Below are 23,618 nucleotides of genomic sequence, written 5' to 3' on the forward strand. Positions count from 1 at the left end.
GTACGGCCTCAGCTCCGTACGTACGCCGCTCGCCCCCGCATGGACAGGACCCGCCATGGACGCTCCGGAGTTCCAGCTCGCCGCCGTCTTCGACCACGTCGACCCGGTCACCGGTCCCGGCTTCGCCGACGACCACCCGGTCGTCGCGGACCCGGACACGCTGGCGCTGCTCCTGCGGCGGCTGCGGGCGGGCGCGCCGGTCCTGGTGACGCCGCTGCTGATGGACGACTCGCTGAACCCGGAGCGCAAGGCGGAGGTCCCGATGAACTTCCGCACCGACGGGCGGTGGATCTGGACCGACACGGTCACCTACTACCTGGCGGAGTACGGCGTCGCCCCGGAGCCGGGGCTGCTCGCCCACCTGAGCCGTCCGGCGGACGAGGCGGACGAGGCGGACGCCGCCGTGGACCAGGAGACCGTGGAGCGCGCCGTGGCCTTCGTGCTCGATCCGGCGCAGGCCGGCGAGCCGGTCCACGTGCTCGGCTGAGACGACCCCGGCGGCCGGTGAACCCCGCGTGCGTGCCCGTCCGTTCGAACGTGCGGCGGGCATACCGCAGTCACCGAGGGGATATACAAGGTGGACGAAACAACACAGCGAACCGAGCGAGCGGGGACGGCGTCCGTGCCGATCGCCCTGCCGACGGTCGCCTGGCAGACGGCCGAGCCGGATCCCGGCGACACCGCTGCCGGCGGCAATGACGACAACAGCAGCGACAGCAACGGAAGTGACGGCGACGGCGTGCGTGCCGCCGCCGAGGGCGCCGCGGGGCAGGTTCCCGCGGCGCCGTCCGCGCAGGTGCGGGGCGCCGCCCCGCGGCTGCCGGGCGCGCCGGACGCGGCCACGGCCACGGCCACCGAGCCTTCGGTGACCGGTCAGGAGGCCGAGGAACCGGCGGCGGAGCAGCCCCCGGCCGAGCCCGCGAACGCACACGCCACCGCGCTGGCCGAGGCGGCCGAACCGGCCGCCGCGACCGCGACCGGCATGGCGTCGCGCGGCCGTCGGATCGGGCGCATCCCGAAGCCGATGATCGCCGCGGCGGCGACCTCGGGCGTGGTGCTCATGGGCATTCCGCTGCTCCTGGCCCAGTTGGGCAACGGCGGCGGTTCGGGCCCCGGCCCGACGCCGCCCCGCCCCGCCGGGTTCAACCAGCCGGAGAACGGTCCCGACGGCTTCGTGCCCGGCGCCGACCAGCCCGCGAACCAGGCGCTGCCCGGTGCGGCGGTCGTGCCCGGCGCGGCCGCCGCGTCGCCGTCGCCCGGCGCGTCCCGGAACGGCACCACGGTCGTGGCGCGGCCCCCGGCCGGTCAGCAGCAGGCCCCGGTCCAGCAGCCGGGTCGGCAGACCGACACCCGGACGCAGCCGCGGACCCAGCCGCGCCAGCAGCCCGTGCAGCAGCAGCGGCAGACCGCGGCGAAGCCCGCCGCGAAGCCCGCGGCCAAGCCGGCCGTGAAGCCGGCGCCGCCCGTCACCGCGCCGCCGAAGAAGACGTACGCGGCGCTCGCCGGGTCCGGTTGCGGCGGCAGCGGCACCGGGTACAGCCGCAACGGCTACTGGAAGAACGGCAAGGAGGGCTGGCTCTCCTACGGTTCGGGCGGCGCGTGCGGCGGCTACGAGTCGATGCCGATGTCGGGCAGTGCCACCCGGGACTCCGGCAACTACGTGCTGTGGACGTTCCGGACCGGGGCGGTCACCACCGGCACCTGCCAGGTGTCGGTGTTCATCCCGAACTCCGGCGACATCAAGGCGGTGGGCGGCAACCCGTCGCTGTACACGGTGCGCGGCTCCGCCTCCGCGAGCGGGTCGGTGCTCGGCTCGTTCTCGGTCGACCAGCGTTCCGCGCTGGGCAGTTGGGTCGGCGGCGGCAGTTACCGGATCTCCGGTGGCGCGCTGTCGGTGATGCTCAACGACCGGGGCAAGGACTGGTCCGGATCCGGCACGAAGACGTACGCGCACCACGCGGCGTCGGCGGTCCGGGTGAGCTGCACCTCCTGACCCACCCCGGCACCGTCCGGATCCACCCGGCACCACCGGGACCTCCTGGCACCGCCTCGTACCGTCCCGCGTCACCCGGCGCGGCGGCGGCAAGACCCGAACGAAGGGAACCATCAGGCATGTCGCGCCATGTGCTGACCGTGTGCGCCGATCCGCGGAACGGCGACGGCCACTACGGGGCCGGCGACGGCCGGTCCGGGTCACGGGACTCGTACCGGACCATCGGAGAGGCGCTGGCGGCCGCGCGCAGTGGCGCGGTCATCTCGGTGCGTCCCGGCCGGTACGAGGAGAACCTGGTCATCACCAAGATGGTGACGATCACGGCCGAGGAGGCGCGGGGCAGCGTCCGCGTCAGCCCGCGCGCGGGCGCGGTGGTCCAGGTGGTCGCCGAGGCCGTGCAGCTCACCGGACTGGTCCTGCAGGGCCAGGACGAGGAGCTGCCGGCCGTGGACGTGCCGCGGGGCCAGGCGGCGCTCCAGGACTGCGAGGTGGTGGGCAACGCGTGGACCGCGGTGCTCACCCGTCAGCAGGGGTCGCTGGCCATGCGGGGCTGCCGGGTGACCAATCCGGGCGGTGCCGGGATCGTGGAGACGTCCACCGGCACCAGCGTGATCGAGGACTGCGTGGTGGAACACCTCGGCACCTCGGCGCTGGTGATCGGGGAGCGGGCGAACCCGACGGTGCGCAACTGCGTGCTGCGGGACGCCCGCGGCAACGGGGTGTGCGCCAACGGCGAGGGCCGTGGGCTGATCGAGGACTGCGAGATCTCGGGCACCGACAAGCCGGCGATCGCCCTGGAGGAGAACAGCACCACGCGGGTGGTGCGCACGGCCGTGCGGGACAGTCTGCTCGGGGTGTTCGTCAGCTCGGGCGACCGGGTGACCCTGGAGGACGTGTCGGTGACCGGTGCGAAGGTGCACGGCATCGCGCTCGCCGGGGGCACCGATCCGGTGCTGCGGCGCTGCCGCACCTCGCGGACCAAGGGCGACGGCATCCATGTGACCGGCCGGTCGCGCGGCACCTTCGAGGAGTGCGAGGTCAGCGGGGCGGAGGGGCACGGCATCCTGGTCGAGGAGTCCTCGGGCCCGTCCTTCAACCGGTGCGCGGTGCGGGACGCGCAAGCGGCGGGCGTGCTGCTCACGGGCGACGCCACGCCGGACTTCGACCGTCTGGAGGTGCGGGACACGCCCGGCCCCGGGGTGCGGGTGGTGGAGGGCGCGAACCCGATGCTGCGGCGGCTGAACGTGGCCGATGTGCGCGGCGCGGGCGTCGAGGTGATCCGCAACGGCCGGGGCCGGGTGGAGGCTTCGGAGATCTCCGCGACCGGCGGGGCCGGTGTGCGGATCGCGGACGGCGGCCACACCTATGTGGGGAACACGACGGTACGGGACACGGGCGCGGCCGGTGTCTCGGTCGGCGGCGGCGGGGTGGCGCAGCTGCGCGACTGCGACGTGGCGGACTCCCCGTACGAGGGTGTTCTGGTGGAGGACGGCGGGGAACTGTCGGCGACCAGGACCCGGGCCCGGGCCTGCCGTCGGCACGGCTTCCAGATCGCGGCGGGCGGGCGGGCGACGCTGACCCGCTGCGAGGCCGTGGAGAACACCGGCGACGGGATCCGGGTCGACTCCACGGAGGCGGTCCGGGTGCACGACTGCACGGTGTCGGACAACCGGGGTTCGGGTCTTCGGCAGTTGAAGCCGTCGGACCGGATCGCGGTGGAGAACCTGGTGAGCGTGGGCAACGAGATGCCGGACGCGCACGGGCAGGGCGGTGCGGCCCAGGGCCCCGCGGCCGGTGCGGCGGACGGCGGGGGCGAGCGGGAGCCGTACGGCGTGGCGGAGCCCGCGGACGGTACGGACGCGGAGCGGGGCGGCGAACGGGGCAGGTCGGCGGCCGAGCCGGTGCCCGCGGCGCGCAAGCAGGGTCCGCTGGACGTGCTGATGTCGCTGGTCGGTCTTGAGGGGGTGAAGGAGCAGGTCGGCACCCTGGTCAATCTGAACAAGCTGGCCCGGCGGCGTGAGCTGGCGGGCATGCCCGCGCTGCCGATGAGCCGGCATCTGATCTTCGCGGGGCCGCCCGGCACCGGCAAGACGACGGTGGCGCGGCTCTACGGTTCGATCCTGGCGGAGCTGGACGTGCTGCCGTCGGGTCATCTGGTGGAGGTGGCGCGGGCCGATCTGGTCGCGTCGATCATCGGTGGTACGGCGATCAAGACGACCGAGGTGTTCAACAAGGCGCTCGGCGGTGTGCTGTTCATCGACGAGGCGTACACCCTGTCGCAGGGTTCCGGGGGCACCGGGCCCGACTTCGGCCGGGAGGCCATCGACACCCTGGTGAAGCTGATGGAGGACCACCGCGACGAGGTGGTGGTGATCGTTGCGGGCTACTCGGAGGAGATGCGCGGCTTCCTGGACTCCAACCCGGGTCTGGCGTCCCGGTTCAGCCGCACGGTGGAGTTCGAGAACTACGCGGACGACGAGCTGACCACCATCGTGTCGATGGCGGCCGCCGCGCACGGCTACGAGCTGGCGGACGGCACCCGGGAGGCGCTGACGGCGCACTTCGCGTCGGTCGCGAAGGGCGCGGACTTCGGCAACGGCCGGGCCGCGCGCAAGGTGTTCGAGGAGATGGTGGACCGGCAGGCGTCGCGGCTCGCGACGCTGCCGGAGATCGCGACGGCCGATCTGGCGCTGCTGCGGCCGGAGGACGTGAGCGGCGCCGCGGCGGCCGCGGCGGCGGGCGTCGGTCAGGACCAGAAGACGGAGCTGCTCGACGAGCTGCGGGCGATGATCGGTCTGCCGGAGGCGAAGGAGCAGGTCGAGGACCTGGTCAATCTGATCAAGCAGGTGAACCGGCGCAAGGAGGCCGGGCTGCCGACCGCGACGATCAGCCACCACCTGGTGTTCTCGGGGCCGCCCGGTACCGGTAAGACGACGGTGGCGCGGCTGTACGGGCAGCTGCTCGCCGAGCTGGGGGTGCTGCCGGGCGGTCAGCTGATCGAGACGGCGCGCGCGGACCTGGTCGGCCGGTACGTGGGTCATACGGCGCAGCTGACGAAGGAGGCGTTCGAGCGGGCCCGCGGCGGGGTGCTGTTCATCGACGAGGCGTACACGCTGACCCCGCGCGGCGGCAGCGGCAACGACTTCGGCCAGGAGGCCGTGGACACCCTGATGAAGCTGATGGAGGACCACCGCGACGAGGTGGTGGTGATCGTGGCCGGTTACGCGGACGAGATGCGCGGCTTCCTGGACTCCAACCCGGGTCTGGCGTCCCGGTTCTCGCGTTCGGTGACGTTCGGGCATTACACGGACGAGGAGCTGGTGCGGATCGTGGAGGTGCAGGCGGACAAGAACGGCTATGTGTGCCCGCCGGAGACCCTGGGGGCGCTCGGCGAGCTGTTCGCGACGGTGCCGCGCGACCGCAACTTCGGCAACGGCCGTTTCGCGCGGCAGACCCTGGAGTCGATGATCACCCGGCAGGCGGGGCGGCTCAGCCGGCTCGACGTGGACGACCTGGCCGAGCTCAGTCTGCTGCTGCCGCAGGACATTCCGGTCGACCGGGTCATCGGCGGCGCGGCGTGAGCGGGCGGCGCGCCGTGTCCCGTACGGCGCTGGTGGCGGGTGTGGTGTGCGCGGCGCTGCTCTCGGGGCCCGCGGTGGCGGGCGCCGCGGTGCCCGGCACGGGCGGTGGCTCCGGATCCGGCTCCGGCCTCGGTACGGGGCTCGGGACCGGGCCCGGCGCGGTCGCGGGGGACGGCGGCAGCGGGCCGACCACCTTCCCGGGGCTCTCCCAGCGGATGACCGGGGCCCGGGACGGCTGCCGCAAGGGCAACGGCCGGACCACCGACCGCACTCCGTGGCCGCAGGCGTATCTGCGGCCCGACCGGGTGTGGCCGCTGACCGAGGGCGCCGGGGTGACGGTGGCCGTGGTGGGCTCGGGCGTCGACGACGCGGCCGGGGTGCTCGGCGGACGCCTGGAGCGCGCGCCGCGCCAGTTCGACGCGGGCCGGGAGGCGGACTGTTCGGGTCACGGCACCTTCGCCGCCGGGCTGATCGCGGCGGCCAGGACACCGGGCGCCGGGTTCGCGGGGATCGCGCCGCGCGCCCGGGTGCTGTCGGTCGGGGTGACCGACCGGTCCGGGAACACCACGGCGGAGCTGCTCGCCAAGGGCATCCGGATCGCCGCCGACCGGGGCGCCCGGGTGATCGCCGTGGTGGCGGTGGCCGGTGAGGGCAGCGGCGCCCTGCGGAACGCGGTCCGGTACGCGACGGGCAAGGGCGCGGTCCTGGTGGCCCCGGTGGCCCCGGACGCGCAGACGAAGGGGGTGACGGCCTATCCGGCCGCCTATCCCGAGGTGGTGTCGGTGGCGGCCACCGGACCGGCCGGACTGCCGGCGGGCGGCTCGGCCGACGGCGGCGCGCCGTCCGCCCGGGTGGACCTGGTGGCGCCCGGCACGTCGGTGATGGGCACCGGGCCGGGCGGGAAGGGCTACTTCACGGCGTCCGGGCCGAGTTACGCCGCCGCGTTCGTGGCAGGCAGCGCGGCGCTGGTCAGCGGCTACCGGCCGGAGCTGACGGGCGCCCAGCTGGCGCACCGGCTGCGGGCCACGGCGTCGCGGCCGGGATCGCGGCTGCCGGACCCGCTGATGGGCTGGGGCACGGTGGACCCGGTGGCGGCGGTGACGGCGGTCCTTCCGGAGGAGCGGGCGGGGGCGGCGGCGCCGGCGCGCCCCGCCGTGCCGCCCGCCGCGATGCCGCCGCGGCCGGGTCCTTCGGCACTCGACGGGGCCTGGCCGGTGGTCGCCGGAGCGGTGGCCGGCACGGCCGCGGTGGCCGCCGCGGGGTTCGTGCTGCCCGCCGGACGACGCAGGAAGTGGGCTCCCGGACGTCATCAGGCGTGAACGAAAAGAACGCAAGTCACCTCTGCTGATCGGTGAAATCGCAGGTCAGAGCGGCGTTGGGGAGGTACCAACGGCCCGTTGGCCGCTAACTGTAAAGAAAGTTGGCGGTTCGTTGGCGGGGCGTTGGACGGGACCGCCATTCTTACTCTCGTCAAGCACGACACGTCGGCCGACAACGATGTGTCGCACGGAGGGGACCGCCCGGCAGGGGAAGTGCCGCGGTGGCCGATCGGGAGGGAAGGCGCCGATGTCGAAGGAGCCGTCGAGTGCGGGTACGGGTGGCGTGGCCGCGGCCGGGAACGGCACACCGGTCAGGCCCACCATGGACCGGGACACCCTGGCCGAGCTCCACCGGCTGCACTCCCCCTACCTGATGCGGGCGCTGCTCCGGCTGACCAGCGGCGACCGCGGGCGGGCGGAGGACATCCTCCAGGAGACCTTCCTGCGCGCCTGGCAGAACCCGCAGGCGCTCACCCGGGGCCCCGAGCACGGCCGTCCGTGGCTGTTCACGGTGGCCCGCCGGATCGCCATCGACCACTTCCGGATGCAGGCGGCCCGGGTCAAGGAGGTCGGCGACGAGGCCCCGGAGGACCGGACGACCGGTCAGGACCCGTACGACGAGGTGCTGCTCGCGCACGATGTGCGCAAGGCGCTCGACAAGCTGCCGCCGCACCAGCGCGAGGTCCTCGTCGAGCTGCACATGAACGACCGCTCGGCCGCCGAGACCGCGGCGCTCCTGGGCATCCCGCCGGGCACCGTGAAGTCCCGCAACTTCTATGCCGTACGGGCCTTCCGGCCGCTCCTGGAGCGGCGCGGGCTCGCCCCGGCGTAAGCCGGGGCCCCGGGGGGGCTACCCCTGAGCGGCGGCGGCGCGGGTGAGGGCGTCGAGGCGGGCGGTGAGCGTCGCCACCGTGATGCCGTCCTCGCGGCGCCGGTAGAGCTCGATCGCCGTGCGCAGCCGTACCGCGGCCTCGTCGTGGCGGCCGAGCCGGGCCAGCAGGTCCGCGTACCAGGTCTCGACGAGCGAGCGGACATGGTCGTTGCCGCCCTGTCCGGACAGGCCGATGAGGGTCTGCCAGCGCTCCTCTGCCTCGGCGAACCGGCCGAGCGCGCCGAGCGAGAGCGCGGCGCAGGCCATCACGGCCATCTTGGCGTGCCCGGCCGGATGGTCGGCGAGCAGCGCGATGGCCCGGTCGGCGTGGGCGAGGCTCACCTCGGGGCGGCCGCTGCCGAGTTCGCCCAGGCAGACGGCGTGCAGCACATACGCCTCCGACCAGGTGTCGCCGGCCTCGCGGGCGGCGGTGAGCGCGGTGTGCGCGCACTCCAGGCTGCGTTCGACCTCGCCGAGGTCGCGGTACACCCCGGCGAGTGGCACCAGGGCCCGTACCCGGTGCATCGGGTCGTCGTGGCCCGGCACCGCCTCGGCGGCCTCGCTGAGCAGGTCGGCGGCCTCACGCAGCCGGCTCATCTCCTTGTTGACGAAGCCGAGCGAGCACTTCATCCGGGGCAGCGCGGCGGGGTCGGCGGAGTGCCCGGCGGCGCGCAGCCCGGTCAGGGCGCACTCCTGCCAGCTGCCGTAGTCGCCAGAGGCGAAGAACAGGCCGGTGACGTTGTCGGCGAGGCGCCAGGCCCGGTCGTGCTCGCCGCTCTCGGCGCACCGGCGGGTGAGCGCCCGGATGGCCTCGCCCTCGTGGCCGAGCCAGCGCAGCGCGTCCCGGATGTCGCGGTGCCGGGGCAGGCCCGGCGGGTCGGCGACGGGCCGGTGCAGTCCGCTGTCCCGGCCGGAGACCAGGACGTTGGCGGCGGCGGTCGCGGCGAGGAAGTAGTCGCTGAGCCGCCGTACGGCGGCGGCCCGGTCGGCGACGGCGACCTCCTCGTGCAGCAGTTGCTGGGCGAACAGCCGGACCAGGTCGTGGATCTGGTAGCGGCCGGGACCCGCCTCGGTCACCAGGTGCAGCGCGGCGAGCGCGCCGAGCGCGAGCCGCCCGTCGCGCAGCGGCACGTCGAGCAGCGCGGCGGCGGCGAGCGCGTCCAGGCCGCCGGAGCCGGGGTGGAGCGTGAGCAGCGGCAGCAGCCGGGCCGCCTCGGGCGGCAGCTGGCGGCGGCTGAGGGTGAGTTCGCGGGTGACGCCGATGTCGCCGGGGGTGCCGAGGCCGCTCAGCCGGTCGCTCTCGTCCTCCAGGTCGTCGACGATGTCGGCGACCGACCAGCCGGGCCGGGTGGCGAGCCGGGCGAGCGCGATGGACAGCGCCAGCGGCAGCCGGCCGCACAGGTCGATCAGCCGGTCGACGGCCGCCGGGTCCTCGGCGGCGCGCTCCGCGCCGACCCGGCGCAGCACCAGGGCCCGGGCGGCCTCGGTGGTGAACGGGCCGACCGGCAGGAACTCGGCGCCCTCGCGCACGATCAGTTCGTCGAGGACATGGCGGCTGCACACCACGGCGCGGGCCTCGGCGCCGTCCGGCAGGAGCAGTTCGACGTCGGCGCCGGACAGCGCGTTGTCGACGACGACGAGCAGCCGGCGGCCCCGGCTGCGCTCGCGGAACAGCCGGGAGCGGGCCTCGGTGCGTTCCGGGATCTCGGTCTCGCGCACGCCCATCGCGCGCAGGAAGCCGTGCAGCACCTCGCCGGGGTCGGTGGGGCCCGCCGCGTTGAAGCCGCGCAGATCGCCGTAGAGCTGTCCGTCGGGGAAGCGGTCGGCGAGGCCGTTGGCCCAGCGCACCACCAGGGTGGTCTTGCCGCTGCCCGCGGCCCCGGCGACGATCGCGACCCGGGTGGCGCCGTCGGCGAAGCGGTCCAGCCAGCCGGTCTCGTCGGGCCGGTCGACGAAGCCGGAGCCGAGCGGGCGCGGCAGCAGCCGGGGCACCAGGTAGTCAGAGGGACGCGCGGCGGCGGCCTCGGCCACGGGCTGCGGGGTTCCGGCGGGCGGTACGGGGGCGGGCGCGACGGACGCGAGGGGCGCGGGCGCGGCGGGGGCCGCGGGCGGCAGCGGCGCCGCCGGGTCCTCGGCGGGCTCCTCCTGGACCGTGCGGACGGCCTCGGTGAGGGTGGGCCCCGGGTCCATGCCGAGCTGGTCGGTGAGCAGCCGGGCGGTGCGCCGGTAGACCACCAGCGCGTCGGCGCGGCGGCCGCACCGGCCGAGGGCGCGGACCAGGAGTGCGGCGAGCGGCTCGCGCAGCGGGTACTCGGCGAGCGCCGTCTCCAGGTGCGGGACGACGGCGGCGGCCCGGCCCTCGCGAAGCCCGGCGGCGGCCCATGCCTCCAGGACGGACAGACCGGACTGGTCGAGCCGGTTGGCGAGGGTGCCCAGCTCCTCGGTGGCGGGCAGTCCGTCGAGCGCGGGCCCGCGCCACAGGCGCAGCGCGTCGGCGAGCCGCTCGAAGCCGGGCTCGCCCTCGGACAGGTCGGTGAAGCGGTGGCAGTCGACCGCGTGCGGGTCGCCGACCAGGGCGTAGCCGCCGGGTCTGGTCTCCACGCGGAGCGCGGAGCCCGCGAGGGTCTTGCGCAGCGCGGCGATGTGGCCCTGGAGCGCGGCCTTGGCCTGCGGCGGCGGGTCGCCCTCCCAGAGCGCGTCGAGGAACCGGCCGACCGGCACGGTGCGGTTGACCGAGAGCGCGAGCAGGGCCAGGGCGGCCTTCCGCTTGCTCCCGGCGACCGGCAGCGGCCGGTCGTCGGCGTCGCGGAGTTCCACGGGTCCGAGCACCCGGATGAGTGGGCCGGTCACGCGCCCGCTCTCCTCTCTGCCCGGTCCGGTCGCGGCGGCCTTTGACACAGCCACGACATCGGGACACATCGTACCGTTCGCCGCGTCCGTCGCCCGCGCCCGGTCGCGCGGCCCGGCCGGGCCGTGCTCCCGTGTCCCGGGCAGCCCGGCCGCGGGTGCCTGGTAAACCGTCTGAACCATCCGCGGCTTCCGATCCGTTCGACCGACTGAGACGTCCTCCGCCCTTGGTAGGCAGTACGGGGGACGACGGCAAAAGGTTCGGACGAAGGGATGCGGCACGGTGACGACCACGGGAACCACCGGTGTGGACAGGATCGACCCGGCCGATCCCGCGCACTGGGCCTCGGCTCCCGACTACGCGCCCGAGCTCTGGCCCGACCCGGAGCGTCCGCCGGTGCTGCGCGCGCTGGATCTGAGCCTCGCCCTGGAGCCGGCGGCGCCGGTCATCCCGGCGTCCCCGGTGGCCGAGCCGCTGGCGGCGGTGGCCCCGGAGCCGCTGGTGGCGGCCGTCCCGGCCGCACCACCCGCCCCCTCCGCACCGGCCGCCCCCGTCCCGCCCGTCGCGCACGCCCCGGCGCACCCGGTCGCACCGGCGCCCATGGCCCCGGCGGCGCCCGTCCCCGTACCCACCCCGGCCGCCCCCGCGCGGCTCGGCCAGTCCGCCGACACCGAGCTGAGCGCGGAGCGGCTGATCCGCCGCGCGCCCCGGCGGCTGCTCGGCGGCCTCGGCCGGAAGGGCCGGGCGGGGGCGTCGCACGGCGACACCATCCGTACCCCGCTCGGCCGCAGCCACCGGATCGCCGTGATCAGCCTGAAGGGCGGGGTCAGCAAGACCACCACGACCGTCGCCCTCGGCTCGGTGCTCGCGAGCGAGCGCGCCGACCGGGTGATCGCGGTGGACGCCAACCCCGACTCGGGCACCCTGGGCCGCCGGGTCAGCCGCCAGACCCCGGCGACCATCCGGGACCTGGTCACCGCGCTGCCGGGGCTGCGCACCTACATGGACATCCGGGCCTTCACCTCGCAGGCGCCGAGCGGACTCGAAGTCCTCGCGAACGACTCCGACCCGGGGGTCTCGCGGACCTTCGACGACGAGGACTACCGCCGGGTGATGGAGCTGCTCGGCGGCCAGTACCCGATCGTGCTCACCGACTCCGGCACCGGTCTGCTGCACTCCACCATGCGCGGGGTGCTCGACCTCGCCGACCAGCTGGTCGTGGTGGCCACGCCCAGCGTCGACGGCGCCACCAGCGCCAGCATCACGCTCGACTGGCTGGCCGCGCACGGCTACGACGAGCAGGTCCGGCGGGCCGTGACCGTGGTCTCCGGGGTGCGGTCCAACGGTTCCCGGCTGGTCCGGGTCGACGACGTGGTGGCCCACTTCAAGCAGCGCTGCCGTGGTGTCGTCGCGGTGCCGTTCGACGAGCACCTGGCGCACGGCGGCGAGGTCGACATGGCGCTGCTCCGCCCCCGGACGACCGCCGCCTACTACGAACTGGCGGCCCTGGTGGCGGAGGGGTTCGGCGCATGAGCGACGACCTGGTGGTGCCCGGTTTCGTGCGGGACGCGGTGGCGCACGCGCTGCCCGGCTCCTGGGTGGCGGTCGCCGACCCCGCCTGGCGCGGCGAGGGCGTGCCGCCGGAGTGGGCGCTGCTCGGCGAGTGGCTGACCGCGGCCGACGGCACCGTAACCGACTTCCGGGAGAACCCGGTGCACCGGCCGTCGCCGCTGTCGCTCGGCTGGCCGGTCCCGGCCGAACCGGTCGACGCGGCCGTGCAGTTGGCGGCGACCGGCTACGGGCCGCCCGAGGACGTGCACCGGGCGGTCGTCGCGGCCGGGCGGCTCGCGGTGGCCCTCGACCCGGGCGGCGCCGTGGGCGTGGTCCGGTCCCCCGGTGAACCTCCGGTGGTGCTCGCGTTCAGTTCGGACGCGCAGCTGACCGCCTCCGGCGAGCCCCCGTACGGGGTGCTCTCCCCCGCCCGACTCGTCGCCCTGCTCCCCGAGGGACATCAGGTGCTCCTGAACCCCGGTGGCGCGGTGGCGATGCGACTGGATCCGGACGATCTGCGACACGCCCTGGCCGAGCGGGACGAGTCCCGTCCGCCGGCCCGCTGATCCCGGGGCGGCCTCCCCTGCCGTCCGCCGGATCCACGGGTCCGGGTGGTCTCCCCGGCCGCCCGGACCCGTTCTTCGACCGTTTCCCCGAAGGAGAACCATGGCCTGGTACGAAGGCCCCTGCCGCATCACGGTGATCGGCGTCGACGCGGACTACCCCCAGCGGGCGGTGGTGACCGTACGCGGCCCGGGCGGCGCCCGGACCGTCATCCCGGGCACCGTGGGTGCCGTCGCGTTCGTGGACGCGCCCAGCTGGGACCTGGATCTGGAGCACGAGTTCGAGGGCCGCTGGCGGCCCAACGTCCGCGCGGTGACCAGCCGTTGGAGCGAGGTCGGCGGGATCCGCACACAGACGGTGCGCAGCAAGGACGTCGACCAGCCGCGCGACCGCAGGGAGCGCAATCTGGTGCTGCGCCTGGAGCGCACCGGCGAGCCGGTGGCGGAGCAGCGGGAGGCGGAGCGGTCCTGGGACGCGCCGTCCCGCTGGACCACGGAGTCCGGCGCGCACGGCACCTCGGGCCGGAGCTCGGGCGCGGCGGCCCCCACCAGCTACGGCGGGGCGACCTCGTCCTCGTACGGCACGCCCTCGACCGGCGGTTCGAGCGGCACCAACTGGCACGTCCCCCGGCAGAGCGAGGACTGGCGCGGCGGCACGTCGGGCGGTACGTCGTCCGGTGGTACGTCCTCGGGCGGTACGTCGTCGGGCGGCGGCACCACGTCGAGCGGCGGGGCGACCTGGTCGGCCTCCTGAGGCCCACCGGCCGCCGCCCGGCGGCCACTTGACCAGCTTGCCCTTGGCGGAGACGGTGAACCAGGTGCCGCCGGTCGCCCCTCATCGGGGGCGACCGGCGCTTCCCCGCCGCGGTCACCCGGGCAGGGGCACGTCCACGAACCGCTCGCCCGTCTCGCTCTCGACCACCACGGCGGCCACGTCCGCCGGGTCGACGGCCGCCGAGCCGTCCAGGGCCACCCCCTTGCCGGGGCCCGCGGGTTCGCCCCTGCCGACCACCCAGCTGCCCGCCGTGGTCCGGCGGCCGTCCTTGCCCACCACGACGAGCAGGCAGCGTTCCCCCGGTGGCAGTCCGGTCACGGCGGCGTGCACCCGCACCCAGGCGGCGGCCGGGGTGACCCGGACCGTCATCCGGGCCCCGCTGCCGGGATCGGCGGCCGAGGCCACCCGGGTGCCCGGCGGCGAGGTGGGCACGGGGGCGCCGGTGACGGTCGGCGACGGGTCCGGGAGGGCGACCGGTGGCGCGCCGCCGGTGACCGTGCCCGCCCAGAACACTCCGGCGAGCGCGACGGCGGCCGCGAGACCGATCAGGGCGCCGCGACGGCGGACCTGCCCGGCGCGTTCGGCCCGCACCTGCCGCAGGGTGCGCTGGAGCAGCAGGTCACCACCCTGCGGCGGTCCTTCGAGGAACGCCGCGGGCGGCACCTCGCCGAGCGCCCGTTCCATCTCGCGCATTGCGGCCACCTCCTCCCGGCATGTCTCGCACCCGGCCGTGTGGGCCGCCACCCGGGCGGCCTCGGCCTCGTCGAGGACGCCGAGGACGTAGGGGCCGAGTGGGACCTCCTCGTCGTGCCGCCGCCCGTTCACGCGACCACCTCCCGCATTCCGGCGGGCCGGCCGGTTCCGTCCGGCGGCCGCCCGTGTCCTGGAGCCTCGCGGAGTGCCCGGAGGGCGTAGTGCGGCCATACGCACCAGCTCCGTGTGGATGTCCGTCGTTCGTCGGGGCCCACACGGCTGCCGGGCCCCGAAGGTTCAGGTGACGTACGTCACATCGCGCGGTGACGGCCGGCCGGTCGAACGCGGTTATCCGAAGCGGCCGTTGACGTAGTCGGCGGTCCGCTCGTCCTGCGGGGCGCCGAACATCGCGTCGGTCGGGCCGTGTTCGACGATGCCGCCGGGGGTGCCCTGCTCGGCGAGGAAGAAGGCGCACCGGTCGGAAACGCGGGCGGCCTGCTGCATGTTGTGGGTGACGATCACGATGGTGACCTCCAGGGCGAGTTCCCTGATCGTCTCCTCGATGCGGCGGGTGGAGGTGGGGTCGAGGGCCGAGCAGGGCTCGTCCATCAGGAGCACCTTGGGCCGCACCGCGAGCGAGCGGGCGATGCACAGGCGCTGCTGCTGGCCGCCGGACAGGGCGCCGCCGGGCTGCCGCAGCCGGTCCCTGACCTCCTTCCACAGGCCGGCCTTGGTGAGGCACTCCTCCACCAGGGCGTCCTTGGCGTCGCCACCGACCCGGGTGCCGGTGAGCTTGAGCCCGGCCGTGACGTTGTCGTAGATGGACATCGCCGGGAACGGGTTGGGCTTCTGGAACACCATGCCGATGGTGCGGCGGGCGGCGGTGAGCCGCTGGCCCGCCGCGTAGATGTCCTGGCCGTCGACGAGCACCTCACCGGCGAGGGTGGCGGAGGGCACCAGCTCGTGCATCCGGTTGAGGATCCGCAGGAAGGTGGACTTGCCGCAGCCGGACGGGCCGATGAGGGCGGTGACGAGACCGGCTCCCATGGTCAGCGAGACCCGGTCGAGCACCTTGTGGTCGCCGAACCAGGCCGAGATGCCGCGGGCCTCCAGCGTCGCCCCGTTCACGGTGGCGGTGACGGCGGCGGGCGCCGTCGCCGCGGGCAGCGGGAGCGTGGTCTCCGGGGCGGCGGGCTCCGGAGCGGTGGTCTCCGGGGCTGCGGTCCCCGGGGCGAGGGTCTGGTCGGTCACGGCATGTCCTTCGTTCGGGCTTCTGTCGGCCGTACGCGCTTCGGGGCGGTACGGGCTCTCACAGCAGGTTGGGCAGGAGCAGCAGCGTCTGGTCGGCGACGGCGAGGCCGAGCGCGCCGAGCAGCGGGACGCCGACGACCCAGGTGTGGCGGCGGCCCCAGCGGGCGTGCGCCCAGGCGAGCGCGGCGGCGGCGAGCACCAGGGCCTGGCCCCAGAGCACCAGCGGCAGCCAGGCGTCGGCCCGGCCCGCCATCGGCTTCTCGTCCTCGGGCAGGGCGCCGGCCGGGAGTCCGGGCGGCGGGCCCGGCTGCACCTCGCTGGTCAGTTCGGCGTCGACCCGCAGGATGCCGTCGGGCATGAACGGGGTGCCGTCGGCGGTGACCAGGGTGACCCGGCCCTTGCCCTGGGCGAGCGCGGGCGGCTGCGGGTCGCCCGCGCGGCGCGGTGCGACGACCTTGTAGACGTGGGTGCCCTGGCCGGTGATGAGCCGCACGGTGTCGCCGGTGGACAGTTCGCCGAGGTGGCGGAACGGTCCGCCGAAGGTGGCCTGGCGGCCCATCAGGACGCTGGTACCGGCCTGGCCGGGCAGCGGGGTGTCGCGCCGGTGTCCGGCGCCGCGGGCGAGCTCCTCGGCGGAGGTGCCCTCGCGGATGACCTCGCGCAGCCGGAGGGCGGGGATCTCCAGGATCGCCACCGGTTCGCCGAGTCCGGCGGCCCGGCCGCCGGCCGCCGAACGGCCGATCGGGGCGGTGCCGTTGGCGAGGTCGGAGCGGAAGGCCGCGTAGTCGACCTGCCGGTCGCGGGCGTGCCGCAGGTCGCTGACGACGCCCGCGTCGATCACGAAGCCGAGCAGCACGGCGGCGAGGATGCTGATGGCCGCACCGGCCACCCGCAGACCGGGGCCCGCGGTGGGGCCCTTGGGGCGGCGGGGCCCGGTGGGCCCGGGGCCGGGCCCGCCGGCCGACGGAGCGTCGGCGGGCGGGGCCCAGACCTGGGCGGCGGGGGGAGCCGTCGTCATCCGACTCTCACCCAGCCGCTGGTGGCGGTGCCGTTGGCGTACCCGGCGCGGCGGGCGGTGACGGTCACGGTGAGCTTGTGGCCGCGGTCCGCCGTGGTGGGCGTGTAGGCGGCGCGGGTGGCGCCGCGGATGGCCCGGCCGTCCCGGCTCCACACGTACGTGTACGTGGTGGCGGCGGGCGTCCAGGTACCGGGGCGGGCGGTCTCGGCGCGGCCGGTGCGGTGGGCGCCGGAGATGGTCGGCCGGACGGTGTTCTTCACGGCCGGGCCGAGGCCGATGACGGCGGCGGGGCTGGTGGAGACGGCGCTGCCGGTGGTGTTGGTGCCCTGGGCGCGGCAGGCGATCTTGTGCGCGTGGTCGGCCGGGATGAGCGCCTTGGTGCGGCCGGTGACGCCCGCGATGACGGCGCCGTCGCGCAGCCAGCTGTAGCCGACGGTGCTCGCGCCGTTGAAGCCGACGGCGCAGGTGACGGCGGAGCCGACCTTGGTGGTGCCGGTGACCTTGGCGGCGGCGGTGACGACCGGGGCCTTGATCTTGACGGTGTAGGACAGCGCGGCCGAGGCGGAGCCGGTGACGGCCGCCGGGTCGGCCGGGACGAACTCGGCCTTCAGCCCGTGGGTGGCCGCGGTCAGCGCGCTGGTGGTGAGGGTCGCGGTGCCGCCGGTGACCGGCACCGGGGCGCCGATCGGGGTGGCGCCGTCGAGGAACCGCACGGTGCCCGCGGCGGTGGCCGGGGCGACGGTGGCGGTCAGCTTGACGGCGGTGCCCTCGACGACCGGGGCCGCCGGGGCGACCGCGAGGGTGGTGCTGGTCCGGGTGACCGGCGCGGTGCTCTGGTACGTGGTGTCGGAGGTGAACCAGATCGGCGCCGAGAAGTCGCCGTAGGTGGCCGACCCGAAGGCGGGGCGGCAGGTCAGGGTGAAGTCGTAGCGGCCGGTCAGGGTGGTGAAGCCCGCGGTGCTGGCGTAGTCCCGCATGGTCTGGGTCAGCGGGACGACGATGCCGCCGGTCTGGCTGGCGGCGTAGGTGGCGATCGGCGAGTTGCTCACCACGATCTGGCCCTCGGCGGGGAAGCCGGTGCCCTTGACCGAGACGATGAGGTTCGTCGCGGGCTCGGGGCAGGGGGCGGCGGTGGTCAGCGCGATGCCGGTGGCGTCGGTGCCGTTGCCCGGGGTGACCTCCAGGGCACCGAGGGACTCGGCGCGGGCCGCGTCGGTGCCGAGCACGAAGGCACCGGCGGCGAGCGCGGTCACGAGGGAGGCCGCGAGCGGGCGGCGTACTGCCAGGGCGTTCATGGTCTGGGTCCTTTTCCGGGTCAGGCGTTCGGCAGGTCGGAGGCCGGGAAGTCCTCGCGGCGGCGGGCGCGGCGCACCATGACGGCACCGGCGAGCACCAGGCCGCCGGAGAGCACGCCGAGGGCACCGGCCTCGGCACCGGTCTTGGCGAGGGTGCCGCCGCTGCCCGAGCCGCCACCGGCGCCGCCGCTGACGTGGGTGGAGACGTCCTGCGAGCCGTCGCCGCCGGTGCTCGCGGAGGAGGTGGCGGACGGAGAGGCGCTGTCGCTGGGCGAGGCGGTGTCGGTCGGCGACGCGCTGTCCGTGGGGGTGGCCGAGTCGGACGGCGACGCCGTCTCGGTGGGCGTGGCCGTACCGGTCGGCGTGGCCGTGCCGGTGGGCGTGGCGGTCCCGGTCGGCGTCGCGGTCCCGGTCGGCGTGGCCGAGTTCGACGGGGTGCCGGTGGGCGCGGCCGGGTCGGTGTTGCGGTAGGCGGTGTTGCTGGTGAACCAGATCGCGGCGGTGAAGTCGCCGAGGCTGGTGCCGTTGAACGCGGTGCGGCAGGTCAGGGTGAAGTCGTAGCGGCCCGTCAGGGTGCTGAACCCGGCCGTGTTCGCGTAGTCGCGCATGGTCTGGGTCAGCGGCACGATCAGGCCGCCGGCCGGGGTGGCGGCGTACGTGGCGAGCGGCGAGTTGCTGACGACGTTCTGGCCCTCGGCGGGGAAGCCGGTGCCCTTCACCGTGACGAGCAGGTTGGTGGCCGCGGCCGGGCAGGCGCCCGGGGTGGTCAGCGTGATGCCGCTGCCGTCGGTGCCGGTGGCCGGGGCGACCTCCATCGCGGTCGGGTCGGCCGCCTGCGCGGTCGGCGCCAGGGCGAGGGTGGCGGCGGTGGCGAGCAGTCCGGCGGTGCCGCACGCGGCGACGAAGGTGCCGACGCGGACAGAGGCCCGGCGGGGCGGGGTGAAGGACACGGTGTGGTCTCCCTTGGGGACGGTGGGCAGGTGGTTCAGGACGTGGTGGTCGACACGGCGGCGGGCTCGGCGCCTTCGGTCTCCGGCTCGGTCTCGGTCTCCGGCTCGGTCTCGGACTCCGGCTCGGTCTCGGACTCCGGCTCGGTCTCGGACTCCGTGGTCTCGGACTCGGTGGTCCCGGGCTCGGTGGCCCGCTCCCGGCGGCCGCGCAGCCACAGCAGTCCGCCGCTGAGCAGCGCGATCAGGCAGACCGCGAAGCCGACGGCCGACCAGGCGGTGAGCGCGGCGTCGGAGTCCGCGGCGGCCGAAGTCCCGGGAGCCTGGGGTGCGTTCGCCGCCGGGGCGCCCGGCGCGTCGCTGGTGCCGGGGGCGGGGGCGGCGGAGCCGCCCGTACCGGAGTCGGCCGTACCGGAGGACGTACCGGAGCCGCCGGAGGCCGACGCACCGGCGGACCCGGCCGCCGAGGCGCCCGCGTTCGGGGCGGCCGCGCTCGGGACGGTCGGCAGCTTGACCGTGGTGCCGTCGGTGTAGGCGCTCTTCGCGGTGAAGTTCAGGGTGCCGGTGAACTCCCGCAGCACGGTGGACTGGAAGGCGCCCCTGAGGCAGCTGACCGTGAAGGTGTAGGTGCCGTGCAGGGCGGTGAACCCGGCGGTGGTGGCGTAGTCCCGCATGGTGGAGATCAGCGGGACGGCGAGCGAGCCGCCGAGCAGCTTCGGGTACGTGGCGAGCGGGGCGTTGCCGACGACGATCTGGCCCTCGCGCGGGAACCCGGCGCCGGTGACCCGGGCGATGACGTTCGAGGTGCCGTCGGGGCAGCCGCCGCCGGTGGTCAGGGTGATCGGCTGGGTGTCGGTGCCCCGGGCCGGGACGACGCCGAGCTTGCCGCCGTCGGCGGCGCGGGCGTCGGCGACGGTGCCCTGGACGAGGGTGCCCGCGACGAACAGGACGGCGGCGAGCGCGACGGCCTGGCGGCCGCGCCCGGAGCCGACCGGGCGGAGTGCGGCCCCGGCGCGGGCCCGGCGGCGGCGCCGTACCAGCAGCACGGCGGTCGCGGCGGCGAGCACGAGCAGCAGGGTCAGCGCGGCCCACGGCATCGCCGTGAAGGTCTCGGTGCGGGTGACCCGGGGCAGCACCCGGTGCTTGATGTCGCCGCGCACCGGCCGGGGGTCGACGGTGACCGTGGCGGTGTCGCGGAAGCCGGGCAGCACACCGGTGGCCGTGGTGGTGACGGTGAGCGCGTCGCCGGGCAGCAGTTCGGCCAGGTCCTCGACCGGGGCGACGTCGCCGGTGCCGCCGAACGGGTCCCGGACCTCGACCGCCTGACGGGCCGCCAGGCGCACATTGCCGGTGTTGCGGACGGTGTACGAGACGGTGGCGGCGCCGGTGCCGAAGGGGTTGGCGGTGCCGTGGTAGGCGGTGTGCAGGTTCTCCACGGCGAGCCGCGCGGTGAGTTCGCCGGAGACCCGGACGTAGACGCGGGCGCCGACGCGCTGGTCGACGGCGACCTTGTTGCCCTTCTTGTCGGCGCGCAGGGCGGCGAGCGAGGCGACGATGCCGCCGGTGTGGTCGCCGGGGGTGGCCGTGGCGGGGATCCGGAGGGTGAACGGCACGATGGCCTGGCCCCGGGCGGGCACGGTGACCTGGCTCTTGCCGAGCGTCACCCAGGAGCCGAGGTCCTTGGCCTTCTCCTTGCCTGCGCGCAGGTCGAAGCCGCCGTCGGGGGTGGTGAACGCGTCCTGCGCGTACACCCGCAGGGTCAGCGGCTCGGTGCCGTAGTTGAGGACGGCGATGTGGTCGGAGACGGCGGCGCCGGGGGTGGCGCCGTAGGAGAAGTGCGGCCGGGTGTCGGCCTTCTTCGCGGCCGAGGGCTGGACACCGAAGGTGGACCGTCCGTCGCCCTTCGCCGCCCCGTCGCCCGGCAGCGCCACGGGGGCGGCCGGTGCGGCGAACGGGCCGGTGACCGGCGTCGCGGCGGAGGCGGCCGTGGCGGGGAGGGCGGCGAGGAGGCAGGCGGTCAGCGTCGCCGCGAGCCTGCGGGCCGAGGTGGGGATCATGTCGGGGTCGTCCGTTCGGGCGCGGGGATGTCCTGTCGATCGGGCCGGGGCCGGGTGCGCGCGGTGCGGTGCACTGCGCTGCGGTCGCGGGCCCGGTCCGTTCGGCCGGACACCCCCCGGTGGCCTGGGGGGGGTTGGCCGGGGCGGGCGGGCTGCCCGCCCCGGCCGGGGTGCCGTCAGGCGTCAGGCGTCGGGGCTCAGATGGCCGTCAGCGTGAGCGTGGCGGTGTAGGTGCCGGCCTTGGTGGAGGTCGGCGCGTCGAGGGCCAGGTCGGCGCCGAGGTGGGCGGTGCCCAGACCGGTGCCGTTGGCCAGCGAACGGGAGGACTTCAGGCCCGCGGTGCCCGCGTCCGCGACGGCGACGCCGTGCGCGGCGGCGACGGCGGAGCCCGGCGTCACGGTCTGCGAGGCGCCCTTGTCGACGACCTTGGGCGTCCAGCCGAGGTTCTGGCCGTTGATCTTGTTGGCGCCGCCGTCCGAGAAGTCGGTCACCTGACCGCTGACGGACCAGCCCGGGTTGCCGGCGCGGGTGTCGGTGAGCGTGACCGGGTTGATCGCGCCCGTGGTCTGGAGCAGGTCGCCGTCGGTGTTCAGGCGCGGCGACGGCAGGGTGACGTTCGGGTTGGCGACGCTGATGACCAGCGCGCCCGACTCGACCGTCGTGGTGATGGACTGCGAGGCGGTGACGCCCTTGAAGGCACCGATCACGTACGGGACGGCACCGGAGGTGGAGCCCGTGAACCTGCCGGAGTCGGCCGGGACGAAGACCGCCGTGAAGGAGTGGTCGCCGGAGGGCAGGCTGCTGGTGGTGAACGCGGCCTGGCCACCGGTCACCGGGACGGTGGCGAGGGTGCTGGTGGCACCCGCGACGGTGTCCTGGAACTTCACGGAACCGGCGGCCGCGGCGGGCGCGACGGTGGCCGTGAGGGAGACCGGGCTGTACTGGTCGGCGGAGCCGGCCGGGGAGACCGCGAGGGCCGTGGTGGTCGGGGTCGCCGGGGCGGCCTGGACCGTGTAGGTCACGACGGCGGAGGTGGAGCCGTTGTACGCCGGGCTGCCGGGCTGGAACTCGGCGGTCAGGGCGTGGTTGCCGCGGGTGAGCGCGGACGTGGTGAGCGCGGCGCGGCCGGCGGAGACCGCGACGGGCGAGCCGAGCGCGGTGCCGTTGTCGCGGAACTGGACGGTGCCGGTGGCACCGGCCGGGCCGACGTTGGCCGTGAGGGTGAGGGCGGTGCCCTCCACCGAGGGGCCGGCCGGGGCGACGGCGAGTGACGTGGTGGTGTCGTTCTTCACGGCCGGGTCGGTGTTCTGGTAGGCCGTGTTCGAGGTGAACCAGACCGAGGCGGGGAAGTCGCCGAGGCTGGTGCCGTTGAACGCGGTGCGGCAGGTCACCTGGAAGGTGTACTTGCCCGTCAGGTTGGTGAAGCCCGCCGTGTTGGCGTAGTCCCGCATGGTCTGGGACAGCGGGATCACGAGACCGCCGTCCGGGGTGGTGCCGTAGGTGGTGATCGGCGAGTTGCCGACCACGTTCTGACCGGCGGCCGGGAAGCCGGACCCCGTCACCGAGACGATGATGTTGGTGGCGTTGGCCGGGCAGGCACCCGTGGTGGTGAGGGACATGCTGGAGGTGTCGCTGCCGGTCGCCGGGGTGACCGAGGCCGTGCCGATCTCGGCGGCGGACGCCGAGGGGGCGAGGGCGATGCCGCCCGCCAGTACCGCCACCAGGCTCGCGAGGCTACCCGCGACGGTCCGCGAGAGCGTGCTCTTCCACACAGTCGTGCGCTCCTTCTCCGAAGGCGTTGAAATGAGCGGGTGCGTGATCAGGGGGTCTGCTTGCTGGTGTCGCCGCAGTTCTGGTTGGCGGCGAAGCCATAGGTGTTGATCACGCTCTGCTGCTGGCAGATGAGCGCGTTCGGGCCGACGAAGACGTTGCTCCACGGCGCGGTGTTGAGCTTGCTGGTGGGGATGACGTTGTAGACGTCACGCTTCACACCGAAGCCGGTGTTCAGGACCGTCGGGGCGTTGCCGTCGACGGTGCCGAGCAGGGCGCGGCCCCGGAGGTCGGCGATGGTCTGCGAGCTCTGCGCGTTGTACTGCGCGATGGAGAACGGCACGATCGACTTGTCGTCGAGGACGCGGCCGTCGTGCTCCTGGACCGGGGTGCCGCCCTTGACGTCCTTGATGCAGGGGTAGACGCCACCGACGACATCGGCCTCGGTGATGCCCATCTGGGACTCCCAGAAGGAGCGGGTCCCCGAGCCGGCCTGCGGCAGGTACACCGTCAGACCGAAGTTCGGGCCGCTGCCCACGTAGTTGGGGTCGCAGTGGTAGATCGCCTTGAGGTCGGCGAGCGACAGCTTGCGCGGCACGGTGCTGGTGGGCGTGATCGCGTAGCTGACGCCGTCCACGGCGAACGGCACGTAGGTCAGGCCGGGGTTGGCGGCGCCCAGGCTGAGGCTGGAGGAGCGCGCGAAGTCCAGGCAGTTGTTGTTCGCCTGGAGGGAGTTGAGCAGGGCGGTGCGGCCGGCGCCGGAACCGTTCGGGCGCTGGATGGTGCAGCCCGGGGTGGTCGCGGGGTCCTTGGTCGTGATGTTCGCCGAGCCGGTGGCGTCGTACGAGCCGATCACCTTCTGGCCGTTGATGGTGACGACGTTGGACAGGCCGTTCATGACGTCCTGCGTGGTGTCGGAGCCGACACCCGCCAGCTGGCGGTACGGCGGCGGCCCGGACGGGTCGGCGACGGCCTGCGTGGCGCAGAGCGTGCCGGTGAGGAGACCGGCGAGACCCACGGCGGCGACGGCGGCCTTTGACTTGTTCACGTGCGATACCTCTCGGGTTAGGCTTTCGCCGGGTGGTG

At 75.1% G+C, this 23,618-nt stretch carries 17 protein-coding genes; 8 read left to right on the forward strand and 9 right to left on the reverse strand.

All coding sequences use genetic code 11. The features are described 5' to 3' along the window. The first annotated feature begins 55 nt into the window (after nt 1-55). From ACIPXM_RS15590 to ACIPXM_RS15610, 5 genes are all read left to right on the forward strand, one after another. On the forward strand, nt 56-487 hold the full coding sequence (locus ACIPXM_RS15590; RefSeq protein WP_401655433.1) for a hypothetical protein: 432 nt from the start codon (nt 56-58) through the stop codon (nt 485-487). Nucleotides 488-622: 135 nt separating this feature from the next. Beyond that, the gene (locus ACIPXM_RS15595; protein ID WP_401655434.1) at nt 623-1,993 is read left to right on the forward strand and encodes a hypothetical protein; all 1,371 of its coding nucleotides are present in this window, start codon (nt 623-625) and stop codon (nt 1,991-1,993) included. A 119-nt stretch (nt 1,994-2,112) separates the two neighbouring features. Then, on the forward strand, nt 2,113-5,574 hold the full coding sequence (locus ACIPXM_RS15600) for a right-handed parallel beta-helix repeat-containing protein (RefSeq protein WP_401655435.1): 3,462 nt from the start codon (nt 2,113-2,115) through the stop codon (nt 5,572-5,574). After that, nucleotides 5,571-6,893: a S8 family serine peptidase gene (locus tag ACIPXM_RS15605; RefSeq protein WP_401655436.1), complete on the forward strand. Its 1,323-nt coding sequence runs from the start codon at nt 5,571-5,573 to the stop codon at nt 6,891-6,893. The genes ACIPXM_RS15600 and ACIPXM_RS15605 overlap by 4 nt, the downstream gene beginning before the upstream one ends. Before the next feature lie 247 nt (nt 6,894-7,140). Next, nucleotides 7,141-7,725, forward strand: a complete 585-nt coding sequence (locus ACIPXM_RS15610; RefSeq protein ID WP_401655437.1) for a sigma-70 family RNA polymerase sigma factor — start codon at nt 7,141-7,143, stop codon at nt 7,723-7,725. Nucleotides 7,726-7,743: 18 nt separating this feature from the next. Here the strand turns inward: ACIPXM_RS15610 and ACIPXM_RS15615 are convergent, their stop codons facing one another. Beyond that, nucleotides 7,744-10,614, reverse strand: coding sequence for a BTAD domain-containing putative transcriptional regulator (locus tag ACIPXM_RS15615; RefSeq protein ID WP_401655438.1), 2,871 nt, complete (start codon nt 10,612-10,614; stop codon nt 7,744-7,746). A 280-nt stretch (nt 10,615-10,894) separates the two neighbouring features. On the opposite strand from ACIPXM_RS15615, the gene ACIPXM_RS15620 reads away from it, so the two are divergent. From ACIPXM_RS15620 to ACIPXM_RS15630, 3 genes are all read left to right on the forward strand, one after another. Then, complete coding sequence (locus tag ACIPXM_RS15620; RefSeq protein WP_401655439.1) at nt 10,895-12,145, forward strand: AAA family ATPase; 1,251 nt, start codon at nt 10,895-10,897, stop codon at nt 12,143-12,145. Continuing rightward, nucleotides 12,142-12,729 carry a type VII secretion system-associated protein gene (locus ACIPXM_RS15625; protein WP_401655440.1) on the forward strand — a complete coding sequence of 196 codons (588 nt, stop codon included), beginning with the start codon at nt 12,142-12,144 and terminating at the stop codon, nt 12,727-12,729. The genes ACIPXM_RS15620 and ACIPXM_RS15625 overlap by 4 nt, the downstream gene beginning before the upstream one ends. A gap of 100 nt (nt 12,730-12,829) precedes the next feature. Then, on the forward strand, nt 12,830-13,480 hold the full coding sequence (locus tag ACIPXM_RS15630) for a hypothetical protein (RefSeq protein ID WP_401655441.1): 651 nt from the start codon (nt 12,830-12,832) through the stop codon (nt 13,478-13,480). 114 nt (nt 13,481-13,594) lie between these two features. Here ACIPXM_RS15630 and ACIPXM_RS15635 read toward each other — a convergent pair whose 3' ends face one another. The 8 genes from ACIPXM_RS15635 to ACIPXM_RS15670 all read right to left on the reverse strand — a co-directional run bounded on the left by ACIPXM_RS15635 (nt 13,595) and on the right by ACIPXM_RS15670 (nt 23,580). Further along, complete coding sequence (locus ACIPXM_RS15635; protein ID WP_401655442.1) at nt 13,595-14,326, reverse strand: anti-sigma factor family protein; 732 nt, start codon at nt 14,324-14,326, stop codon at nt 13,595-13,597. Between the two features lie 216 nt (nt 14,327-14,542). After that, nucleotides 14,543-15,322, reverse strand: coding sequence for a phosphate ABC transporter ATP-binding protein (locus ACIPXM_RS15640; protein ID WP_401655557.1), 780 nt, complete (start codon nt 15,320-15,322; stop codon nt 14,543-14,545). A 181-nt stretch (nt 15,323-15,503) separates the two neighbouring features. Next, on the reverse strand, nt 15,504-16,463 hold the full coding sequence (locus tag ACIPXM_RS15645; RefSeq protein WP_401655443.1) for a sortase: 960 nt from the start codon (nt 16,461-16,463) through the stop codon (nt 15,504-15,506). Beyond that, nucleotides 16,460-17,758 carry an Ig-like domain repeat protein gene (locus ACIPXM_RS15650; RefSeq protein ID WP_401655445.1) on the reverse strand — a complete coding sequence of 433 codons (1,299 nt, stop codon included), beginning with the start codon at nt 17,756-17,758 and terminating at the stop codon, nt 16,460-16,462. The genes ACIPXM_RS15645 and ACIPXM_RS15650 overlap by 4 nt, the downstream gene beginning before the upstream one ends. Nucleotides 17,759-17,778: 20 nt before the next feature. Then, a complete protein-coding gene (locus tag ACIPXM_RS15655; RefSeq protein WP_401655446.1) occupies nt 17,779-18,708 on the reverse strand; it encodes a hypothetical protein in 930 nt (309 codons plus the stop codon). Nucleotides 18,709-18,743: 35 nt separating this feature from the next. Then, complete coding sequence (locus ACIPXM_RS15660; protein ID WP_401655447.1) at nt 18,744-20,762, reverse strand: WxL protein peptidoglycan domain-containing protein; 2,019 nt, start codon at nt 20,760-20,762, stop codon at nt 18,744-18,746. 197 nt (nt 20,763-20,959) lie between these two features. Next, nucleotides 20,960-22,534 carry an Ig-like domain repeat protein gene (locus tag ACIPXM_RS15665; RefSeq protein WP_401655448.1) on the reverse strand — a complete coding sequence of 525 codons (1,575 nt, stop codon included), beginning with the start codon at nt 22,532-22,534 and terminating at the stop codon, nt 20,960-20,962. Between the two features lie 47 nt (nt 22,535-22,581). Further along, a complete protein-coding gene (locus ACIPXM_RS15670) occupies nt 22,582-23,580 on the reverse strand; it encodes a hypothetical protein (protein WP_401655450.1) in 999 nt (332 codons plus the stop codon). Between the last annotated feature and the right edge of the window lie 38 nt (nt 23,581-23,618).

Source organism: Streptomyces sp. NPDC090025, from assembly GCF_044748125.1.
In the GTDB taxonomy this organism is placed as follows: Bacteria; Actinomycetota; Actinomycetes; order Streptomycetales; family Streptomycetaceae; genus Streptomyces.

Excerpts from the sequence above, each read along its gene's own strand:
- ACIPXM_RS15590 (WP_401655433.1), top strand. The coding sequence starts at position 56 with ATGGACGCTCCGGAGTTCCAGCTCGCCGCCGTCTTCGACCACGTCGAC.
- ACIPXM_RS15600 (WP_401655435.1), top strand. The coding sequence starts at position 2,113 with ATGTCGCGCCATGTGCTGACCGTGTGCGCCGATCCGCGGAACGGCGAC.
- ACIPXM_RS15610 (WP_401655437.1), top strand. The coding sequence starts at position 7,141 with ATGTCGAAGGAGCCGTCGAGTGCGGGTACGGGTGGCGTGGCCGCGGCC.
- ACIPXM_RS15625 (WP_401655440.1), top strand. The coding sequence starts at position 12,142 with ATGAGCGACGACCTGGTGGTGCCCGGTTTCGTGCGGGACGCGGTGGCG.
- ACIPXM_RS15630 (WP_401655441.1), top strand. The coding sequence starts at position 12,830 with ATGGCCTGGTACGAAGGCCCCTGCCGCATCACGGTGATCGGCGTCGAC.
- ACIPXM_RS15645 (WP_401655443.1), bottom strand. The coding sequence starts at position 16,463 with ATGACGACGGCTCCCCCCGCCGCCCAGGTCTGGGCCCCGCCCGCCGAC.
- ACIPXM_RS15650 (WP_401655445.1), bottom strand. The coding sequence starts at position 17,758 with ATGAACGCCCTGGCAGTACGCCGCCCGCTCGCGGCCTCCCTCGTGACC.
- ACIPXM_RS15660 (WP_401655447.1), bottom strand. The coding sequence starts at position 20,762 with ATGATCCCCACCTCGGCCCGCAGGCTCGCGGCGACGCTGACCGCCTGC.